Origin of the sequence: Pseudomonas sp. 8209 (assembly GCF_028682105.1) — a bacterium.
Lineage (GTDB): Bacteria > Pseudomonadota > Gammaproteobacteria > Pseudomonadales > Pseudomonadaceae > Aquipseudomonas > Aquipseudomonas palmensis.
In genome coordinates, this window is record NZ_JANIAH010000014.1 from 106393 (window position 1) to 125644 (window position 19252).

Consider the following 19252-nt stretch of genomic DNA (forward strand, 5'->3'; position numbering starts at 1 on the left):
ACCCGCTCGGCACATTGCAAATACACAAATGTATCTTTGTATATCCAATACCCGCCATCCAGCGGGTATTGGCACGCTCGTCTTGAAAAATATTTATTCAATAAATTCAAATAGATAATCGAATAAATCGGCGAATGCAGGCGCGCCGCTGCGGCGCCTGTTGACAAGCCGCCCACCTTCCCGCGTAGTCTATACATACACATGCACATGTGTATTTAAACGCCTTGCATGTTGCCCTGCCCCGGGCAGGGGCGCACCACAATAAGAATAGAAAACGAGTACTTCACTATGCACGCGCCTGCACGCTCTCGCCGGGTCCCGCCCTGCGCGCCCGACCCGTCACGCCCCCGGTACGGCACCGCCGCACCGACGCCGACCGCCCTCTGCGGCCGGCACCCCACCTCCCCCTTGCCCACTGCTCGCTGAGGCCTGCCCATGGATTTCTCGATACTGGCGTTTCTTGCCCAGGACGGCCTGACCACGGGCGCGATCTACGCACTGGTGGCGCTGGCCCTGGTGCTGGTGTTCTCGGTGACGCGCACCATCCTGGTGTGCCAGGGCGACTTCGTCACCTACAGCGCCCTGACCCTGGCCACCCTGCAGCTGGGCCTGATGCCCGGCACCGTGTGGCTGCTGCTGGGCTGCTCGCTGGCCGCCTGCGCACTGGACTGCACCGACGCCGCACGGCGCCGTCAATGGCGCCGGCTGCCGGGCCTGCTGGCGCGCTACCTGAGCCTGCCGCTGCTGTTGTGGGCGGTGCTGGGCAACCTCGACCTGGCGAGCCTGCCGGCGCTGCTGCAGATTCTGCTGACCCTGGCCCTGGTCACGCCGCTGGGGCCGTTGCTGTACCGCCTGGTGTACCAGCGGGTGGCCGAGACCTCGGTGCTGTTGCTGTTGATCGTGTCGGTGGCGGTGCATATCGCGCTGGTGGGCGTGAGCCTGCTGATGTTCGGCGCCGAGGGCGTGCGCACCGAGGCCCTGGCCGAGTCGGTGTTCATGCTCGGCGAGCTGCCGGTGGGCCTGCAGAGCCTGCTGGTGATCGGCAGCGCGCTGCTGCTGATCGGCCTGCTGTATGCCTTCTTCGGCCACAGCCTGTACGGCAAGGCGCTGCGTGCCACTGCGCTCAACCGTACCGGCGCGCAGCTGGTGGGCATCCCCACCCAGTTGGCCGGCAAGGCCGCGTTCGGCCTGGCCGCGCTGATCGGCGCGATCTCCGGGGTACTGATCGGCCCGCTGACCACGCTGTATTACGACTCGGGCTTTCTGATCAGCCTCAAGGGCTTTGTGGCGGCGATCTTCGGCGGCCTGGCCAGTTACCCGATAGCCGCGGCCAGTGCGTTTTTCGTCGGCGTGCTGGAGAGCTTCGCCAACTTCGGCGCCTCGGCCTACAAGGAGGTCATCGTGTTCACCGTGGTGATCCCGGTGCTGCTGTGGCTGTCGCTGAAAAACCCGCATCTGGAGGAGCAACACTGATGGCCCTGCGACTGATCCCTCTGTTGGCCCTGCTGCTGGTGGCGGGCCTGGCGCCGCTGGTGCTGCCAGCGTTTCACGTGACCCTGCTCAACTACATCGGCCTGTACAGCCTGGTGGCCCTGGGCCTGGTGCTGCTGACCGGCATCGGCGGCATGACCTCGTTCGGCCAGGCCGCATTCGTGGGCATTGGCGCCTACGCCAGCGCGGTGCTCACCACCCAGTACGGCCTGTCGCCGTGGCTGGGCCTGCTGGCGGGGCTGGCGATCACCCTGGTGGTGGCCACCAGCCTGGGCCTGCTGACCCTGCGCCTGGCCGGGCACTACCTGCCCATCGGCACCCTGGCCTGGGGCCTGGCGCTGTTCTACCTGTTCGGCAACCTGCCGGGCCTGGGCGGCTTCGGCGGCCTGCAGAACCTGCCGAACATCGAGCTGCTGGGCTGGCAGATCAGCGGCTCGGCCGATTTCGCCGTGCTGATCGGGTTGTTGCTGGCGGCCAGCCTGTGGCTGCTCGACAACCTGCTGCACAGCCGCCAGGGCCGTGCCATCCGCACCCTCAAGGAATCGGCCGGGATGGCCGAGGCGATGGGCATCGATACCGCACGCAGCCGCCTGCAGGTGTTCATCATCGCCGCCCTGCTCGCGGCCCTGTCGGGCTGGCTGTACGCGCACCTGCAGCGGGTGGTCAACCCCACGCCGTTCTCGGTGGTGATGGGCATCGAGTACCTGTTCATGATCGTGCTGGGCGGCGTCGCCAGCCTGTGGGGCGCGCTGCTGGGCGCAGCGTTGCTGACCCTGATCAAGCAGGTGCTGCAGGACGTGCTGCCGCAGCTGTTCGGGCATGCCGACAACGTCGAGATGATCTTCTTCGGCGTGCTGGTGATCCTGGTGCTGCAGTACGCCCGCGGCGGCCTGCTGCCGGTGCTGCGCAGCGTGCTGCCGGCCAGCCGCCCGCGCACCCTGGTGCTGGATGACGCGCCGGCCCTGCCCCGGCGCAGCATGCCGGCGGCCGGCAAGCCGCTGATGGTGGCCCAGGGGCTGCTCAAGCAATTCGGCGGGCTGGTGGCCAACAAGAACATGGGCCTGTCGGTGAATGCCGCCGAGGTGACCGCGCTGATCGGCCCCAACGGCGCCGGCAAGTCGACCCTGTTCAACCTGCTGTCGGGGGTGCTGACGCCCAATGCCGGGCAGATCACCTTCAACGGCCAGCGCATCGAAGGCCTGTCGCCGCGCGCCATTGCCCACCTGGGCGTGAGCCGCACCTTCCAGCACGTGCGCCTGCTGGGCGAGATGAGCGTGCTGGAGAACGTCGCCCTCGGCGCCCATGCCCGGGGCAAGGCCGGGCTGCTGCGCTCGATGCTGCACCTGGAACGCAAGGAAGAAGCCGCCCTGCTCGCCGAGGCCACGCGCCAGATCCAGCGGGTGGGCCTGGGCGAATACCTGCACACCCCGGCCGGCAGCCTGCCGCTGGGCCAGCAGCGCATCGTCGAGATCGCCCGCGCGCTGTGCAGCGACCCGTTGCTGTTGCTGCTCGACGAACCCGCCGCCGGCCTGCGCCATGGCGAGAAACAGGCGCTGGCGCAACTGCTCGAGCAGTTGCGTGGCGAGGGCCTGGGCGTGCTGCTGGTGGAGCACGACATGGAGTTCGTGATGGGCCTGGCCGACCACATCGTGGTGATGGAATTCGGCCAGCCCCTGGCCAGCGGCACCCCGCTGCAGATCCAGCAGAACCCTGCGGTGCTGGCCGCCTACCTCGGAGGTGTCGAATGAGTCGCCTGCTGGATGTGCGCAACCTGTCGATCAACCACGGCAAGGTCGAGGCGGTACGCAACCTCGACCTGCACCTGGAGGAAGGCCAGATCGTCAGCCTGATCGGCCCCAATGGCGCCGGCAAGACCACCCTGATGGCGGCGCTGATCGGCCTGCTGCCCTGCCAGGGCCAGGTGACCTACGCCGGCCAGGCGTTGCTGGGCCACCACGACGTGGCCCAGCGCATCGACCAGGGCATGGTGCTGGTGCCCGAGAGCCGCGAGCTGTTCGGCCTGATGAGCGTGGAGGACAACCTGAGCCTGGGCGCCTTCAGCCGCCACCGACGCGGTTTTCGCGACCATCAGCAGACCCTCGACGAGGTGTTCGGGCTGTTCCCGCGCCTGCTCGAACGGCGCCAGCAGGCCGCCTGCACGCTCTCGGGCGGCGAGCGCCAGATGCTCGCCATCGGCCGCGCGCTGATGGCCAAACCGCGCCTGCTGATGCTCGACGAACCGAGCCTGGGCCTGGCGCCGCGGGTGATCGGCGAGATCTTCACCATCTTCGACACCCTGCGCCAGAGCGGCGTGTCGATCCTGCTGGTGGAGCAGAACGCCCGTGCTGCGCTGAAGATTTCCGACTACGGCTACGTGCTGGAGGTCGGCGAGATCGTGCTTGAAGGCGACGCCCAGGCGTTGGCCTGCAACCCCCGGGTGGTCGAAAGCTACCTGGGCCGCGCACCCGCGCCCACCGCCACCACGGAGGTGATCAGCGCTACCGGCACGTAGCGCCCCGCAGCACTTGCCACACCCATAAAAACAATATCAGGAGCTTGCATGAAACCGATTCTTCCCTTGCTGTTGCTGGCCACGCTGTCGACCGCTGCACAGGCCGACATGACCGTCGGCGTGATTCTCTCCACCACCGGCCCGGGGGCCTCGCTGGGCATCCCCGAGCGCAATACCGTGGCGCTGCTGCCCAGGGAGATTGCCGGGCAGGCCGTCAAATACGTGGTACTGGACGATGCCAGCGACAGTACCGCCGCGGCCAAGAACGCGCGCAAGCTGGTCAGCGAGCACAAGGTCGACCTGCTGATCGGCTCGACCACCGTGCCCACCTCGGCAGCAGTCGCGCAGATCGCCAAGGAGAGCCAGACCGCGCAGATCGCCCTGGCACCGTTCAGCCCCGCCAGCGGCGAGCAGAGCTGGATCTTCACCATCGCCCAGACCAACACCCTGATGGCCCAGGCGCTGATCGAGCACATGCAGCAGAACGGTGTGAAGACCCTCGCCTACATCGGCTACAACGATGTGTGGGGCGAAGACTGGCACAAGGTGCTCAGCGAAATGGCGCCGGCGGCAGGCATCACGCTGGTGCGCGACGAGCGCTTCAACCGCACCGACTCGTCGGTCAGCGGCCAGGCGCTGAAGGTGATGAGCAGCAAGCCCGACGCGGTGCTGATCGGCGCCACCGGCACCCCGGCGGCGCTGCCGCATACCGAGCTGCGCCGGCTGGGCTACAAGGGCACCGTGTACCACACCCACGGCGCGGCCAACAGCGCGTTCCTGCGCATCGGCGACAAGGCGCTCAACGGTGCGATACTGCCGGTGGGCCCGGTGGTGGTGTGGGACAAGCTGCCCGCCAGCCACCCCTCCAAGGCCATCGCCAGCCAGTACGCGCAGGACTACCAGGCCAAGTACGGCGACAACAGCCTGTCGCCGTTCGGCGCCTACCTGTACGACGCCATGCTGCTGGTGCAGGCGGCCACCCCGGCGGCGCTCAAGGGTGCCGAGCCCGGCACCGCGCAATTTCGCCAGCAACTGCGCGACCAGCTGGAGCAGACCCGCGACGTGGTCGGCACCCATGGCGTGTACAACCTCAGCGCCACCGACCATTTCGGCCATGACCAGCGCGCGCGTGCACTGGTGAGCGTGCAGGACCAGCAATGGGTCCTGCTGCATGCCCCTGAATAAACCCCCACAACAATAATAAAAAAGGCAGATCCATGAGCACTCTGAAACGGGTCAACACCACCCTCGCCCTCGGCACCCTGTGCGGGCTCAGCCCGGCACTGCTGGCCCAGGGTTTCATCGAAGACAGCAAGGCCACCCTGACCGCGCGCAACTACTACTTCGACCGTGACTACAAGGGCGAATCGGCGCAGTCGGCGACACGCGAATGGGCCCAGGGTTTCATCCTGCGCTTCACTTCCGGCTACACCCCGGGCACCGTCGGCTTCGGCCTGGATGCCCAGGCCATGCTGGGCCTGAAACTGGACTCCAGCCCCGCGCGCACCGGCACCGGGCTGCTGCCGTTCGACCCCAGGGACCGCGACCCGCGCGACGATTATTCGGAGCTGGGCCTGACCGGCAAGGTCAAGGTCTCCAGGACCGAACTGCAGGCCGGCACCCTGGCACCGTTTTCGCCGATCCTGTTCGCCAGCCCCACGCGCCTGCTGCCGCAGACCTTTCGCGGAGTGCAGTTCAAGTCCCAGGACATCGACAACCTGACCCTCAGCGGCGGGCGCCTGGACCGCATGAACCAGCGCGATTCCACCAACTACCAGAAGATCACCGTCGCCGCGCCCAACCGGCGCTTCAATGGTGCAGCCGAGTCGGACAGCTTTACCTATGGCGGCGGCGACTATCAGTGGTCCGAGCAGCTGGTGCTCAAGTACTACCATGCGCAGCTGGAGGACATCTATCGCCAGGACTACGTTGGCTTCGTCGACAACCGTGCGGTGGCGAACGGGCGCCTGAAGACCGATGTGCGTTACCACATCAGCGGCGAGGACGGCCCGGCCAGGGCCGGCAAGGTCGACAACCGTACCTTCGGCGTGATGAGCACCTACAGCCTGGGCGCACACAGCCTGGGGCTGGGCTACATGCAATTGAGCGGCGATACGGCGATGCCGTACATCGCCGGGTCCGAGCCGATGGTGGTGAGCGAGGGCGCATTGAGCAGCGAGTTCCTCAACCCCAAGGAGCGTACCTGGCAGGTGCGCTATGACTACGACTTCGTCGCCCTGGGCGTACCGGGGCTCAAGGGCATGCTGCGCTACCTGGACGGCAGCCGCATCGAATTGCCGAATGCGCTGGGCGGCAGCGGGCGCAGCGAGAGCGAGAAGGACATCGAGTTGTCGTACGTGGTGCAGAGCGGCACGTTCAAGAACGTTGCATTGCGGTTGCGCCATGCGTGGTACCGCAATGACTTTGCCTCGACTGCGGCGTTCAGGGATGACAACGAGCTGCGGGTGAACGTGGATTACACCGTGGCGCTTTGGTAACGCGCTTGCATCGTGTGTAGATGAACAAACGCCCCGGCTTGCCGGGGCGTTTTGCGTTGGCAGCGTCGAATCACCGCGGTACCTGTAGGAGCCGGCCTTGCCGGCGAACGGGCGCGCTGCGCTCGCGGGGCAGTCAGGCCGCCTGTGCCGGTCCTGCTGGTGCTTCGCACCAGTTCGCGGGGCAAGGCCCGCTCCTACACGTCCGTTGCCGCGCCCTACCCCGTAACCACCTGCCCCACCTGCTCCTCCAGCTGCTGCGCCAACGCCCTCAGCTCATCACACGACTGGCGCGTCTGCTCGATGGTGCGCGCGCTCACCGTCGAGGCGTCGTGGATGCGCGTGACGCTGCGGTTGATACCGTCTGCCGTGGCCGCCTGCTGCTCCGCCGCACTGGCAATCTGCAAGGTCATCTGGCTCACCGTGGACGCCGACGCATCGATCAACGCCAGCGCCTGCCCGGCCCGCGCCGAGGCGGCCACCGGCTGCTGCGCCGACTCGACGTTGGCGCCGATCTGCGCCGCCGCCTGGCTGGCACCGGCCTGCACGCGGTTGATGATCTGCTGGATCTCCAGCGTCGACTGCTGCGTACGCCGCGCCAACGTGCGCACCTCGTCCGCCACCACCGCAAAGCCACGCCCGTGCTCACCTGCACGCGCCGCCTCGATGGCAGCATTCAACGCCAGCAGGTTGGTCTGCTCGGCAATCGCGGTGATCACGTCCAGTACGCGCCCGACACTGCCCGAGTCGGTGGCCAGTTGGTCCACCACGCTGCGGCTGTGCTCCAGCGCCTCGGCCAGCGCACCAATCGCCTCACCGGCATCGCGCACCGTGGCGCTGCCGGCCGTGGCCTGTTGCTCGGCATCGCGGGTGGCGCTGGCGGCGACGCTGGCGTTGTGCGCCACGTCCTGCACGGTGCTGACCATCTCGCTCATGGCCGTGACCACGCTGTCGGTCTCCAGTTGCTGGGCCTGCATGCTGCGCTGCGCCGCCTCGGTGATCTGCCCCAGGCTGTCGCTGGTGCTGGAGATGCGCTGGCTGGCCTTGGCCATGCTGCGGGTGACGCGGTGCGCAGCCTCCACCAGGCGGTTGAAGCTGTGCGCCACCTGGGTCAGCTCGTCGAAGCCGTCGGTGGGCAGGCGCAAGGTCAGGTCGGTGTGGCCATCGGTGGCGCGAGCCAGCGCCTGCACGGTGTGGTTGAGCGGCCGGGTGATGCTGCGAATCAGCAGCCAGGCGCATAGCGCCATGCCGAGCAACGCCACCAGCACCAGCAACGCCGGCATGCGCAGCACCGTGTTCACTTCGTGGCGCACGTCCTGCGGGTGGATGCCGCTGGCCAGCACCCAGCCCCAAGGCTTGAACAGCACCACCTCGGACACCTTGAATTCCGGCGCCTGCGCGGCTGCCCGCGGAAACCAGTACTCGACCGTGCCGCGCCCCTGGGCCACGGCCCGGTCGATCATTTCACGGGCGAACGGCTTGCCGTTGACGTCCTTGAAATCGGCCTGCGACTTGCCCACCAGGGCGGGTGCCTTGGGGTGCATGAGCATGCGGTGCTGCAGGTCGAGAATCAGCAGGTAGTTGTCGCCCAGGTAGCGAATGCGGCTGACCATTTCTGCCGCCTGGCGCTGCGCCTCGGCGCGGCTCAGGTGGCCTTCCTCGGCCTGCTTCTCATAATGCGCCAGCAGGGTGGATGCGGTGTCCAGCGCAGTGCCGACACCGGCCATCTTCTCCTGCAGCAGGCTGCGTTGCAGGGTCAGCCCCAGCCAGCCACTGAGCAACACGACAAACAGGGTGATACCGATCACCAGCACGGTGATGCGGGTGCTGATACGCAGATGTCTCAACCCGATCATAGGGGGCAATACCTCATTTTATTGTTATGCACGACGGCGCAAGGCGCACCGCGCACAAACATACACTATTGTATTTTAAAATGAAGATTGACCCGCTTCTAATATGTCATTTACCTCTTACAAAAAGATTCAGACATGTATTCGATCAGTAGGCGAATGCAGCCCGGTGCTTGCGCACGAAATCCACCCAGCGCACCGGCTCGCGGCCGGTGATGGCCTGGAAGTTGTCGAACACCTGGTCGACCCCGGGGATGGTGCCGGCGGCCATGCGCGTGAAGTTGTCGTGCACGCAGCTCATGTAGGCCATCTCGGCGCCGGCGGCGCGCATGTTTTCGAGAAACACGTCGGGTGATTGCGCGTCATAGCGAAACGGCTGGCCGAGTACCTCGCTCATCACCTGTGCCACCTCGTCGTAGGACTTCACGTCGTAGCCCAGGCGGTAGGTCTGCCCGGCATGGCGCTGCGGGTGCAGCAGGGCCTGCGCCGCCACCCGCGCCACGTCTTCGCCGTCGACCCAGCTGAACCGCGTGTGGCCGGTGTACTGTTCGATCACGCCGTTGCGCACGGCCTGGGTGCCGTCGTAGCTGAGCAGGTTCTGCATGAAGCACTCCGGGCGCAGGTGGGTGAAGCTGAAGCCGCACCATTGCACATAGCGCTCCACGAACTGGTGCCAGGCCCAGTGGCCGATGGTGGCGTCGTCATCGCCACAGGCCCCCAGGTGCACCACGTGCTGCACCCCGGCGTGGCGTGCGCGGTCGAGAAAGGCCTTGCTCTGGCGCAGCATGTCGACGCTGTAGCCGGTCACCAGCAGCACCCGGTCGACGCCCTGCAGGGCCGGCGCCAGGGTGTGCTCGTGGTCGAAGTCCATGATCACCGTGCGGATGCCACGGGCCTCGAAGGGCTGCGCCTTGGCCGGCGAACGCACGGCGGCCACCAGTTCGATGGTGTCGTCGCCTTGCAGAAAGCGCAGGGTGTCGCCGCCGATCTGGCCGGTGGCGCCGGTGATGAGGACGGTGGGCTTGGTGTCGTGCATGGTCGCAACCTGTTGTGCAATAGAGGTTGAATCAGGCTACTCGGGAACAAACGGCGTATTGGCGATATGTTTTACCGGGTAAAGTGACTGCAATTCATCAATGGGGTGGGCACATGTATTCTTCGGAACGCCTCAAGGGCATCGACGTGTTCGTCTGCGTGGCCGACCTGGGCAGCTTCAAGGCCGCGGCCGAGCGCCTTAACCTGACCGGCTCGGCAGTCAGCAAGAGCGTCGCGCGGCTCGAGGCGCGGCTGCACACGCGCCTGTTGGCACGCACAACACGGCGCGTGGCGCTGACCGAAGCCGGGGCGGCGTTCTATCGCACCTGCACCGGCGTGCTGGCCGAGCTGGAAGAGGCGGAGCTGGCGCTAAGCACCCAAGACGCCGAGCCACGCGGCCGGGTACGCATCGACCTGCCGGCGGCCTTCGGGCGCCTGCACGGGCTGCTGGCGATTCTGGCCTGCGTGCGCGAGCATGCACTGCTGATGCCGCACGTGACCTTCTCCGACCGCTTCGTGGACCCGGTCGAGGCCGGCATCGACCTGTTCGTGCGTATCGGCGGGCCGCAAAGCTGGCCGGCGGCGGTGGGGCACCATTACCTGGGCTCGCAGCGCGTGGTGTTCTGCGCCGCCCCCGCGTACCTGGAGCGCCATGGCGAGCCCGGCAACGAGCTCGAACTGGAACGCCACAGCTGCATCGTGTACGGGCTCAATGACGGCATGGTCGGCCCGTGGCACTTCCCTACCGCCCGCCCCGGGCATACCGAGCGTCGGATCATGCCGGCACGCATGGCGGTGGGCGATGCCGAGGGCCAGGTGGCCGCAGTGCTGGCCGGGCATGGCATCGCACAGCTGCCGACCTGGCTGATTCGTCGTCAGCTGGAAGACGGCAGCCTGGTGCAGGTGCTGGCGCCGCTGGCCACCGACGGCCTGCCGATTCACCTGGCGTGGCTCAAGAGCCGGCAGGCGCAGCCCAAGGTCGCGACGCTGCTGACGCACCTGCGCCAGTGCCTGTCGGGGGACGGTTTCGAGCCGCCGTCGCCGTCATCGTGTGGCAACGCGTCGCGCTCCCGGGCGAACGTTTCCAGATAATTCGTATACCATATCCCTAAATCCCCTCGAATGATTGCCACCGTGAACCTACCCAAACTCAACGCGCCGGACCTGGGCAACACGCCCTCCACGTCCGAGATCATCACCCGGCACCTGCGCGATGCCATCGTGGCCGGGCACTTCGACGAAGACGAGCCGATTCGCCAGGACGACATCGCGCGTCAGTTCAACGTCAGCAAGATCCCGGTGCGCGAGGCGCTCAAGCGGCTTGAGGCCGAGGGGTTGGTGATGTTTCAGCGCAACCGTGGGGCGATGGTCACGCGCTTGTCGGACTTCGAGCTGGCGCAGATGTTCGAGGTGCGCATGTTGCTGGAGGACAAGGTGTTGCGCCTGGCCATCCCGAACATGACCGAGGCCACGTTCGAACAGGCCGAGCGCATCTGCCAGGAGTTCATTGGCGAGAACGATGTGGGGCGCTGGGCGCAGTTGAACTGGGAGTTGCATGCGTGCCTGTACGAGCCGGCGCAGCGACCGTTTCTGGTGAGCATGATCCGTTCGGTGAACGACAAGCTGGAGCGGTACCTGCGCATGCAGATGAGCCTGTCGGCGGGCAAGGAGCGTGCCGACCACGAACACCGCGAGATCCTCGATGCATGCCGGGCGGGTGATGTGGAGCGCGCGGTGGGCTTGCTGGATGAGCATATTGCGGGGGTGTGCGAGACCTTGCTGGAGCACTTGCCGATGGCCAAGCCCCACCCCGGTCTGGAGCCGGGCCAACAGGGCTGACCTCTCAAAACCCCCAGGCCATGGCGCGTTGCAACAGTTCGGACATGTCATGGCCCTATGCCGATTTCGTCATCCACACCGCGCAATTCCATCAAGACGCCACCCCCCACCAACCGCCACCCTTGCGTCCATACCCCCCAACGGACGCGCCCCATGAAACGCATCACCGTGATCGACTCCCACACCGGCGGCGAACCCACGCGCCTGGTCACCGCAGGCTTCCCCGACCTGGGCCACGGCAGCATGGCCGAACGCAGGCAACAGCTGGCCGAACACCACGATCAGTGGCGCGCCGCCTGCATGCTCGAACCCCGCGGCAATGATGTGCTGGTGGGCGCACTGCTCTGCGAACCGGTCGACCCCAGCGCCTGCGCCGGGGTGATCTTCTTCAACAACACCGGCTACCTGGGCATGTGCGGCCACGGCACCATCGGCCTGGTGGTCTCGCTGGCCCACCTGGGCAGGATCGGCCCCGGCACCCACACCCTCGAAACCCCCGTGGGCAACGTGCAAGCCACCCTGCACGACGACCACTCGGTCAGCGTGCGCAATGTACCCGCCTACCGCTATCGCCACGCCGTCAGCGTGCAGGTGCCCGGCATCGGCGAAGTGACCGGCGATATCGCCTGGGGCGGCAACTGGTTCTTCCTGGTGGCCGAGCACGGCCTGCGTATCAGCGGCGACAACCTCGACGCGCTCACCGCCTACACCGTGGCCGTGCAGCAGGCCCTGGAAGATCAGGGCCTGCGCGGCGAGGACGGCGGCCTGATCGATCACGTCGAGCTGTTCGCCGACGACCCCGACGCCGACAGCCGCAACTTCGTGCTGTGCCCCGGCAAGGCCTATGACCGCTCGCCCTGCGGCACCGGCACCAGCGCCAAGCTGGCGTGCCTGGCCGCCGACGGCAAGCTGCAACCGGGCCAGATCTGGCGCCAGGCCAGCGTGATCGGCAGCCAGTTCGAAGGCTCGTTCGAAACCGCAGGCGATCGCATCGTGCCGACCATTCGCGGCCGCGCGCATATCAGCGCCGAAGCCACGCTGATCATCGAGCAGGACGACCCGTTCGCCTGGGGCATCCGCCTGTGACCCAGGGCCTGGCCGCCGATGTGATCGTGGTGGGCGCCGGCATCATCGGCGCGGCCTGCGCCCAGGCCCTGGCCCGGCGCGGCCTCGACGTGCTGGTGCTGGATGCCGGGCTGCCCGGCGCCACCGCCGCCGGCATGGGCCACCTGCTGGTGCTGGACGACAACCCCGCCGAACTGGCCCTGAGCCAATACTCGCTGCAACGCTGGCGCGACATTGCGCGCAACCTGCCCGAAGGCTGCGCCTACCGCAGCAACGGCACCCTGTGGCTGGCCGCCAACGCTGAAGAAATGGCCGTGGCCGAGCACAAGCACGCCAACCTGCGCGCCCATGGGGTGATCTGCCAGCTGGTCGGCGCACCTCGATTGCGCGAACGCGAACCATTGCTGCGCGAAGGGCTGGAGGGCGGCCTGCTGATCGAGGACGACGGCATTCTGTATGCCCCGGCCACCGCACGCTGGATGCTCGACCAGCCGCGCATTCGCCAGCGCCAGGCACGGGTCGCCGAGGTGGATGGCGCCCGGGTGCGCCTGGACGACGGACAGTGGCTGGCCGCCACGGCCGTGGTGCTGGCCAACGGTATCCAGGCCACCGAACTGTGCCCCGAACTGCCGATACAACCCAAGAAGGGCCACCTGCTGATCACCGACCGCTACCCCGGCCAGGTCACCCACACCCTGGTGGAACTGGGCTACGTGACCAGTGCGCACAACGCCAGCGGCCCGTCGGCCGCGTGCAATATCCAGCCGCGCCCTACCGGCCAGCTGTTCATCGGTGCCTCACGCCAGTTCGGCACCACCGACCCGCAGGTGGAAGGCTGGATGCTTGCCAGGATGCTCAAGCGCGCCACCGAATACGTGCCGGCGCTGGCCCAGCTCAATGCGATTCGCGCCTGGACCGGCTTTCGCGCCGCCAGCCCCGACGGCCTGCCGCTGGTGGGCCAGCACCCGCAACGCCCCGGCCTGTGGCTGGCGGTGGGGCATGAAGGGCTGGGCGTGACCACGGCCCCGGCCACCGCCGACCTGCTGGTGGCGCAACTGTTCGACGAACACCCGCCCCTGGCCGCACAGGCCTACCTGCCACAGCGTTTTCTCGGAGAACCGACCCATGCCTGAACTGACCCTGGACGGACGTGCCCTGCGCGTGGCCGAAGGCACCAGCGTGGCCGCTGCACTGGCCCTGGCTGGCGACGGCTGCACGCGTACCTCGGTGAGCGGCCAGCGCCGCGCACCGCTGTGCGGCATGGGCATCTGCCAGGAATGCCGGGTGAGCATCGACGGCCGGCGCCGCCTGGCCTGCCAGACCCTGTGCCGCGACGGCATGCAGGTGGAGACCCGCGCATGAGCGCCCATGCCGACGTACTGATCATCGGCGCCGGCCCGGCCGGCCTCAATGCCGCACTGGCCGCTGCCCCCAGCGGTGCACGCATCGTGCTGCTGGACGACAACCCCTGGCCCGGCGGGCAGATCTGGCGCGACGGCCCGCAGGCCAGCGTGCCGGCGCAGGCACAGCGCCTGCGCGAGCACGTGGGCGCCTTGAACAATGTGCAGCACCACCCGCAGACCCGCGTGATCGCCGCCACCGGCCCGCGCCAGTTGCTGGTGGAAGACGCCGAGCGCGGCTGGGTGATCGGCTACGACACGCTGATCCTGTGCACCGGCGCACGCGAACTGCTGTTGCCCTTCCCCGGCTGGACCCTGCCCGGCGTGACCGGTGCCGGTGGCCTGCAGGCACTGATCAAGGGCGGCCTGCCGGTGCGCGACCAGCGCGTGGTGATCGCCGGCAGCGGCCCGCTGCTGCTGGCCAGCGCTGCCACGGCGCGGCACAACGGCGCGCAGGTGGTAGGCGTTGCCGAACAGGCAACCCGCGGCGCGGTGGCGGGTTTTGCCGCACAACTGCCGCGCTGGCCAAACAAGCTGCTGCAGGCGTTCGGCCTGTTCGACCGCCACTACCGCACCGACAGCCATGTGGTGGAGGCACTCGGCAGCGAGCGCCTCGAAGGCGTGCGCCTGCGCCAGCACGGCAACCTGGTCGAGCTGGCCTGCGAGCGCCTGGCCTGCGGCTTCGGCCTGATTCCCAACAGCCAGCTCGGCCAGGCCCTGGGCTGCACACTCCACGGCCAGGCGCTGGCCGTGGATGCGTGGCAGGCCACCAGTGAGCCGGGCCTGTTCGCGGCGGGGGAATGCACCGGTTTTGGGGGCAGCGAACTGGCGCTGGTGGAAGGCACCATTGCCGGGCTGGCGGCCGTGGGCGACCGCCAGGGCGCCGCCCGCCACTGGCCGCAGCGAGCGCGCTGGCAGGGCTTCGCCAAGGCGCTCAACCACGCCTTCGCCCTTGCCCCGCAGCTCAAGCAACTGGCCCGCCCCGACACCCTGGTATGCCGCTGCGAGGATGTGCCCTACAGCAAGCTCGCCGGCCAGCGTGACTGGCGCGAGGCCAAGCTGAGCAGTCGCTGCGGCATGGGCGCCTGCCAGGGCCGGGTGTGCGGCGCCGCAGCGCAGCACCTGTTCGGCTGGCAGCCCTCGGCGCCGCGCCCGCCGTTCAGCCCGGCGCGCATCGAGACCCTGCTGTGCCTGGACGACACCCCGCCCGCATGAAACGCACCCCGGGGCTTTCGAGGCGGGCGCCGGATCTCTATGATCCCGAAGGTGCCCACCAGACCGTCAGCGCCATGTACGTATCGCTCAACAGCTTCCAGCCCTGCGACCTGCCCAGCCTGCTGAGCAGCCTGCAGCCGATCGCGCCGCTGCTCGATACGCTGAGCGACGTGGTGTTCTTCATCAAGGACACCCAGGCCCGCTACGCCTTCGTCAACCACACCCTGGCGCGGCGCTGCGGCTTCAGGCACAGCCACGAGCTGCTGGGGCTGACCGCCGACAGCGTGTTCCCCGAGCGCTTCGGCCCGCTGTACACCGCGCAGGACCGCCGCGTGCTCGACAGCGGCCGCGAGCTGGCCGACCAGCTCGAACTGCACCTGTACTTCGGCAACCAGCCGGTGTGGTGCCTGACCCACAAGCTGGCACTGTTCGACACCCAGGGCCAGATCGTCGGCCTGGCCGGCATCTCCCGCGACCTGCAGGCGCCCCAGGCCAGCCACCCCGGCTTCGATCGCCTGGCGGCGGTGGATGCGCACATTCGCGAGCACTTCGCACGGCCCGTGAGCCTGGCCGAGCTGACCGCGATTGCCGGGTTGTCTGCCGCGCAGCTGGAGCGCAACTGCAAGCGTGTGTTCCAGCTCACCCCGCGCCAGATGATCCACAAGGTGCGCCTTGAAGAAGCCTCGCGGCTGCTGCACCACAGCGACCTGCCGATCACCGAGATCGCCCTGCGCTGCGGCTACACCGACCACAGCGCGTTCAGCCGCCAGTTCCGCGCCCTCACCAGCCTGTCGCCAAGCCAGTACCGCGATACCCGCCGCTAGACGCGGTGTGTTCCTTTAGGGTGCGCCGCCGCACCCACTGCTCCCATATGTAACACCGCCGGCACCGGGCAGCGTTTCCTGCGCACCGCCCGCCTGCCCTGCCGGATTCAACGCAAGTCCTCTGGCTCAAGGGCCGCAAAGCAATTGCATCGCCCGGGCAAAAACAGGCACGCGCATTGCTATAAAAATATCGTATACGAAATTCACAATACGCCCGCTACCAGCACCTTCCGACAAACGAGGCTTCCATGAAAAACCCCGCTTTTGTTGTAGCTCTCAGCGCTGTGCTCAGTACCTCCTTCATCGCCACCGCCCAGGCCGACAAGCTCGATGACATCATCGGCTCCGGCAAGCTGCGCTGCGCCGTGACCCTGGACTTCCCGCCCATGGGCTTTCGCGACGACGCCAACAAGCCGGCCGGCTTCGACGTCGACTACTGCAACGACCTGGCGAAGGTCCTCGGGGTAGATGCCGAGATCGTCGAGACGCCGTTCCCGGACCGTATCCCGGCGCTGGTCTCGGGGCGGGCCGACGTGATCGTGGCGTCCACCTCCGACACCCTGGAGCGGGCCAAGACGGTCGGCCTCACGGTGCCCTACTTTGCCTTCCAGATGGTCGTGCTTACCCGCGACAACACCGGCATCAACAGCTTCGACGACATCAAGGGCAAGGCCCTGGGCAACACCAGCGGCACCTATGAAGCCATCGCACTGGAGAAGGACGTGAAGCAGTGGGGCAGCGGCAGTTTCCGCGCCTACCAGTCGCAGAACGACACCATCCTGGCCGTGGCCCAGGGGCACATCGATGCCACCGTGGTGACCAACACCGTGGCCGCCGCCACGCTCAAGTCGGGCAAGTACAAGAACCTGAAGATCGCCGGCAACGCACCCTACGTGATCGACTACGTGTCGCTGGGAGCCAAGCGCAACGAGTACGGCCTGCTCAACTACCTCAACCTGTTCGTCAACCAGCAGGTACGTAGCGGCCGCTACAACGAGCTGTTCGTCAAATGGGTAGGCACCGATATCCCGCCGACCGACCTGACCGTGCCGAAGGTCTACTACTGAGGTGCCCGGCATGTCCAGCCCTTCCACTGCCCTGAACGGGCGTAGCCTGGTCGATGGCGCGGCCAGTGGCGAGTTGCTGTTCGCCGACATCGGCCTGAGTTTCTGGGGCGGTGTCGACGCCTTCAGCGGCGAGGTCATCGACCGCCATCACCCGCTCAGCGGCGCACACCTGGCCGGCCGCGTGCTGGCCATTCCCAGCGGGCGCGGCTCGTGCACCGGCAGCAGTGTGATGATGGAGCTGATCAGCAACGGCCATGCACCGGCGGCACTGGTGCTGGCCGAACCGGATGAGATCCTGACCCTGGGCGTGCTGGTGGCGCAGTTGCTGTTCGGGCGCTCGCTGCCGGTGCTGTGCATCGGCCAGCAGGCCTTTGCCGCCCTGCGCGGCAAGGCCTTCGCGCAGGTGCAGGGCGAGCGCCTGGTGCTGTTCGACCAGGCCCCCGCCGAGGCGCTGCCGGCAGCCCCCGCCAGCCCGCCGGCGGCGACGCGCCCGACCACCCTCACCCTTACCGACCACGACCAGGCCTTGCTCGCGGGCGACCTGGGCAAGGCCGCGCAGGTGGCGATGCAGATCGTGCTGCGCATGGCCGAGCTGCAGGGCGCACACAGCCTGGTGGACATCAGCCAGGCGCATATCGACGGCTGCATCTACACCGGCCCCGCCAGCCTGCGCTTTGCGCAGCAGCTGGTGCAGTGGGGCGCCAGGGTGCGGGTGCCAACCACCCTCAACTCGATTTCCGTGGACCAGCGCCGCTGGCGCGAACTGGGTATCGACGCGGCGCTGGGCGAACCTGCCAGTGCGCTGGGCGATGCCTACATGGCGATGGGCGCGCAGATGAGCTTTACCTGCGCCCCCTACCTGCTCGACAGCGCGCCGAAGCTCGGCGAGCAGATCGTGTGGGCCGAGTCCAACGCCGTGGTGTACGCCAACAGCGTGCTCGGCGCGCGTACCCTGAAGTACCCCGACTACCTGGATATCTGCATCGCCCTGACCGGCCGCGCGCCGCTGATCGGTTGCCACCTGGAGGCCCAGCGCAAGGCGCGGGTGCAGATCGACCTGCCGGCGCTGACCCACCTGGACGATGCGTTCTACCCGCTGCTGGGCTATCACATCGGCGCCATGGTCGGCAGCCGGATCCCGCTGGTGACAGGGCTGGAGCGTTTTGCCCCGACCCACGACGACCTCAAGGCCTTCGGCGCCGCGTTCGCCACCACCTCGGCGGCGCCGCTGTTCCATATCGCCGGGGTCACACCCGAAGCGCTGGACCCGGCCCAGGCGGTCAGCGCGGGCGAGGTGCTGCCGGTAAAACGCATTGCCCTGGCCGACCTGCTGGTGAGCTGGCGCGAGCTGAACAGTGCCCGTGACAGCCAGGTGGACCTGGTGTCGCTGGGCAACCCGCACTTCTCCCTGGGCGAGTTCGCGCACCTGGCACAGCTGTGCCGCGGGCGCACGCGCAACCCGGCGGTCAGCCTGGTGATCACCTGCGGCCGTGCGGTGCTGGAGCAGGCCCGTGACGCCGGCCACCTTGCCCCGATCGAAGCCTTCGGCGCGGTGCTGGTGACCGACACCTGCTGGTGCATGCTCGGCGAGCCGGTGATCCCGCCCGCCGCCCGCACACTGATGACCAACTCGGGCAAATACGCCCACTACGCCCCCGGGCTGGCGGGCCGGGCGGTGCATTTCGCCAGCCTTGGCGAGTGCGTCGAGGCCGCCTGCACCGGCAGCGCCAGCGGTCGCCTGCCGGCCTGGCTGCAACCGGCCGCCCCACAGGAGAGCCCCGCGCATGTTTGACTACACCTTCCAATGGCGCTCGGCCCTGCGCGCCCTGCCCGACATGCTGGCCGGCGCCTGGGTCACCTTCGAGACCGCCGCGCTGTCGATGATCTTCGGCGTGCTGATCGCCCTGGCCTTGACCGTGATGCGTGAAGCGCAGCAGCCGGTGTTGCGCGGCATCGGCAATGCCTGGGTATCGATTGCGCGCAACACCCCTTCGCTGTTCCAGATCTACATCCTGTACTTCGGGCTCGGCTCGCTGGGGCTGCACGTGAGTTCGTGGTTCGCGCTGCTGGCCGGCATCACCTTCAACAACGCCGGGTACCTGGCGGAGAACTTTCGCGGCGGGCTCAAGGCAGTGCCGACCACGCAGATGCGCGCGGCACGCTCGCTGGGCATGAGCGCGTTCCAGGCCTACCGCATGATCATCGTGCCGCAGCTGCTGCGGGTGGTGTTCTACCCCTTGAGCAACCAGATGGTGTGGGCGGTGCTGATGACCTCGCTGGGGGTGATCGTGGGGCTCAACAACGACCTCACCGGCGTGACCCAGGACTACAACGTCAAGACCTTCCGCACCTTCGAGTACTTCGCCATTGCAGCGGTGCTGTATTACCTGATCGCCAAGCTGATCGTCGCGGTGGCCCGGCTGATGGCCTGGCGGCTGTTCCGTTACTGAGGAGCT

17 protein-coding genes and 1 pseudogene are annotated in these 19252 nt (G+C 67.6%); 15 read left to right on the plus strand and 3 right to left on the minus strand.

What is annotated here, in order from left to right; translation table 11 throughout:
- Positions 1-435 precede the first annotated feature (435 nt).
- The 5 genes from NP552_RS25010 to NP552_RS25030 are packed head-to-tail and all read left to right on the plus strand — an operon-like array spanning position 436 to position 6501.
- Positions 436-1473 (plus strand): branched-chain amino acid ABC transporter permease, encoded by a 1038-nt coding sequence (locus NP552_RS25010; protein WP_043861071.1) that lies wholly within the window; start codon positions 436-438, stop codon positions 1471-1473.
- Positions 1473-3239 carry a branched-chain amino acid ABC transporter ATP-binding protein/permease gene (locus NP552_RS25015; RefSeq protein WP_253087090.1) on the plus strand — a complete coding sequence of 589 codons (1767 nt, stop codon included), beginning with the start codon at positions 1473-1475 and terminating at the stop codon, positions 3237-3239. Before NP552_RS25010 ends, NP552_RS25015 begins: the two co-directional genes overlap by 1 nt.
- On the plus strand, positions 3236-4003 hold the full coding sequence (locus NP552_RS25020) for an ABC transporter ATP-binding protein (protein WP_274097268.1): 768 nt from the start codon (positions 3236-3238) through the stop codon (positions 4001-4003). Before NP552_RS25015 ends, NP552_RS25020 begins: the two co-directional genes overlap by 4 nt.
- Before the next feature lie 48 nt (positions 4004-4051).
- On the plus strand, positions 4052-5188 hold the full coding sequence (locus NP552_RS25025) for an ABC transporter substrate-binding protein (protein WP_043861069.1): 1137 nt from the start codon (positions 4052-4054) through the stop codon (positions 5186-5188).
- 32 nt (positions 5189-5220) lie between these two features.
- Complete coding sequence (locus NP552_RS25030) at positions 5221-6501, plus strand: OprD family porin (protein ID WP_054916110.1); 1281 nt, start codon at positions 5221-5223, stop codon at positions 6499-6501.
- Positions 6502-6716: 215 nt separating this feature from the next.
- Here the strand turns inward: NP552_RS25030 and NP552_RS26205 are convergent, their stop codons facing one another.
- From NP552_RS26205 to NP552_RS25040, 3 genes and pseudogenes are all read right to left on the minus strand, one after another.
- On the minus strand, positions 6717-7550 hold the full coding sequence (locus NP552_RS26205; RefSeq protein ID WP_371920459.1) for a methyl-accepting chemotaxis protein: 834 nt from the start codon (positions 7548-7550) through the stop codon (positions 6717-6719).
- A 30-nt stretch (positions 7551-7580) separates the two neighbouring features.
- A pseudogene (locus tag NP552_RS26210) lies at positions 7581-8354 on the minus strand (cache domain-containing protein); the annotation flags it as partial.
- A gap of 145 nt (positions 8355-8499) precedes the next feature.
- The gene (locus tag NP552_RS25040; RefSeq protein ID WP_054916111.1) at positions 8500-9387 is read right to left on the minus strand and encodes an SDR family oxidoreductase; all 888 of its coding nucleotides are present in this window, start codon (positions 9385-9387) and stop codon (positions 8500-8502) included.
- A 113-nt stretch (positions 9388-9500) separates the two neighbouring features.
- Between NP552_RS25040 and NP552_RS25045 the strand changes: the two genes are divergently transcribed.
- The 10 genes from NP552_RS25045 to NP552_RS25090 all read left to right on the plus strand — a co-directional run bounded on the left by NP552_RS25045 (position 9501) and on the right by NP552_RS25090 (position 19246).
- Positions 9501-10478, plus strand: coding sequence for a LysR family transcriptional regulator (locus tag NP552_RS25045; protein ID WP_274097270.1), 978 nt, complete (start codon positions 9501-9503; stop codon positions 10476-10478).
- Between the two features lie 42 nt (positions 10479-10520).
- Complete coding sequence (locus NP552_RS25050) at positions 10521-11225, plus strand: GntR family transcriptional regulator (RefSeq protein ID WP_058541363.1); 705 nt, start codon at positions 10521-10523, stop codon at positions 11223-11225.
- Between the two features lie 153 nt (positions 11226-11378).
- Positions 11379-12311, plus strand: a complete 933-nt coding sequence (locus NP552_RS25055; RefSeq protein ID WP_078480797.1) for a 4-hydroxyproline epimerase — start codon at positions 11379-11381, stop codon at positions 12309-12311.
- Positions 12308-13423: an NAD(P)/FAD-dependent oxidoreductase gene (locus tag NP552_RS25060; RefSeq protein ID WP_078480796.1), complete on the plus strand. Its 1116-nt coding sequence runs from the start codon at positions 12308-12310 to the stop codon at positions 13421-13423. Before NP552_RS25055 ends, NP552_RS25060 begins: the two co-directional genes overlap by 4 nt.
- Positions 13416-13652: a 2Fe-2S iron-sulfur cluster-binding protein gene (locus NP552_RS25065; RefSeq protein WP_043861063.1), complete on the plus strand. Its 237-nt coding sequence runs from the start codon at positions 13416-13418 to the stop codon at positions 13650-13652. The genes NP552_RS25060 and NP552_RS25065 overlap by 8 nt, the downstream gene beginning before the upstream one ends.
- Complete coding sequence (locus NP552_RS25070; RefSeq protein ID WP_274097271.1) at positions 13649-14905, plus strand: NAD(P)/FAD-dependent oxidoreductase; 1257 nt, start codon at positions 13649-13651, stop codon at positions 14903-14905. Before NP552_RS25065 ends, NP552_RS25070 begins: the two co-directional genes overlap by 4 nt.
- 74 nt (positions 14906-14979) lie before the next feature.
- Positions 14980-15729: an AraC family transcriptional regulator gene (locus NP552_RS25075; RefSeq protein ID WP_043861061.1), complete on the plus strand. Its 750-nt coding sequence runs from the start codon at positions 14980-14982 to the stop codon at positions 15727-15729.
- Positions 15730-15977: 248 nt separating this feature from the next.
- Positions 15978-16796, plus strand: coding sequence for an ABC transporter substrate-binding protein (locus NP552_RS25080; RefSeq protein ID WP_043861060.1), 819 nt, complete (start codon positions 15978-15980; stop codon positions 16794-16796).
- Between the two features lie 10 nt (positions 16797-16806).
- Positions 16807-18588 (plus strand): cis-3-hydroxy-L-proline dehydratase, encoded by a 1782-nt coding sequence (gene lhpI, locus NP552_RS25085; protein ID WP_274097272.1) that lies wholly within the window; start codon positions 16807-16809, stop codon positions 18586-18588.
- On the plus strand, positions 18581-19246 hold the full coding sequence (locus NP552_RS25090; protein WP_043861058.1) for an amino acid ABC transporter permease: 666 nt from the start codon (positions 18581-18583) through the stop codon (positions 19244-19246). The genes lhpI and NP552_RS25090 overlap by 8 nt, the downstream gene beginning before the upstream one ends.
- Positions 19247-19252: the final 6 nt, after the last annotated feature.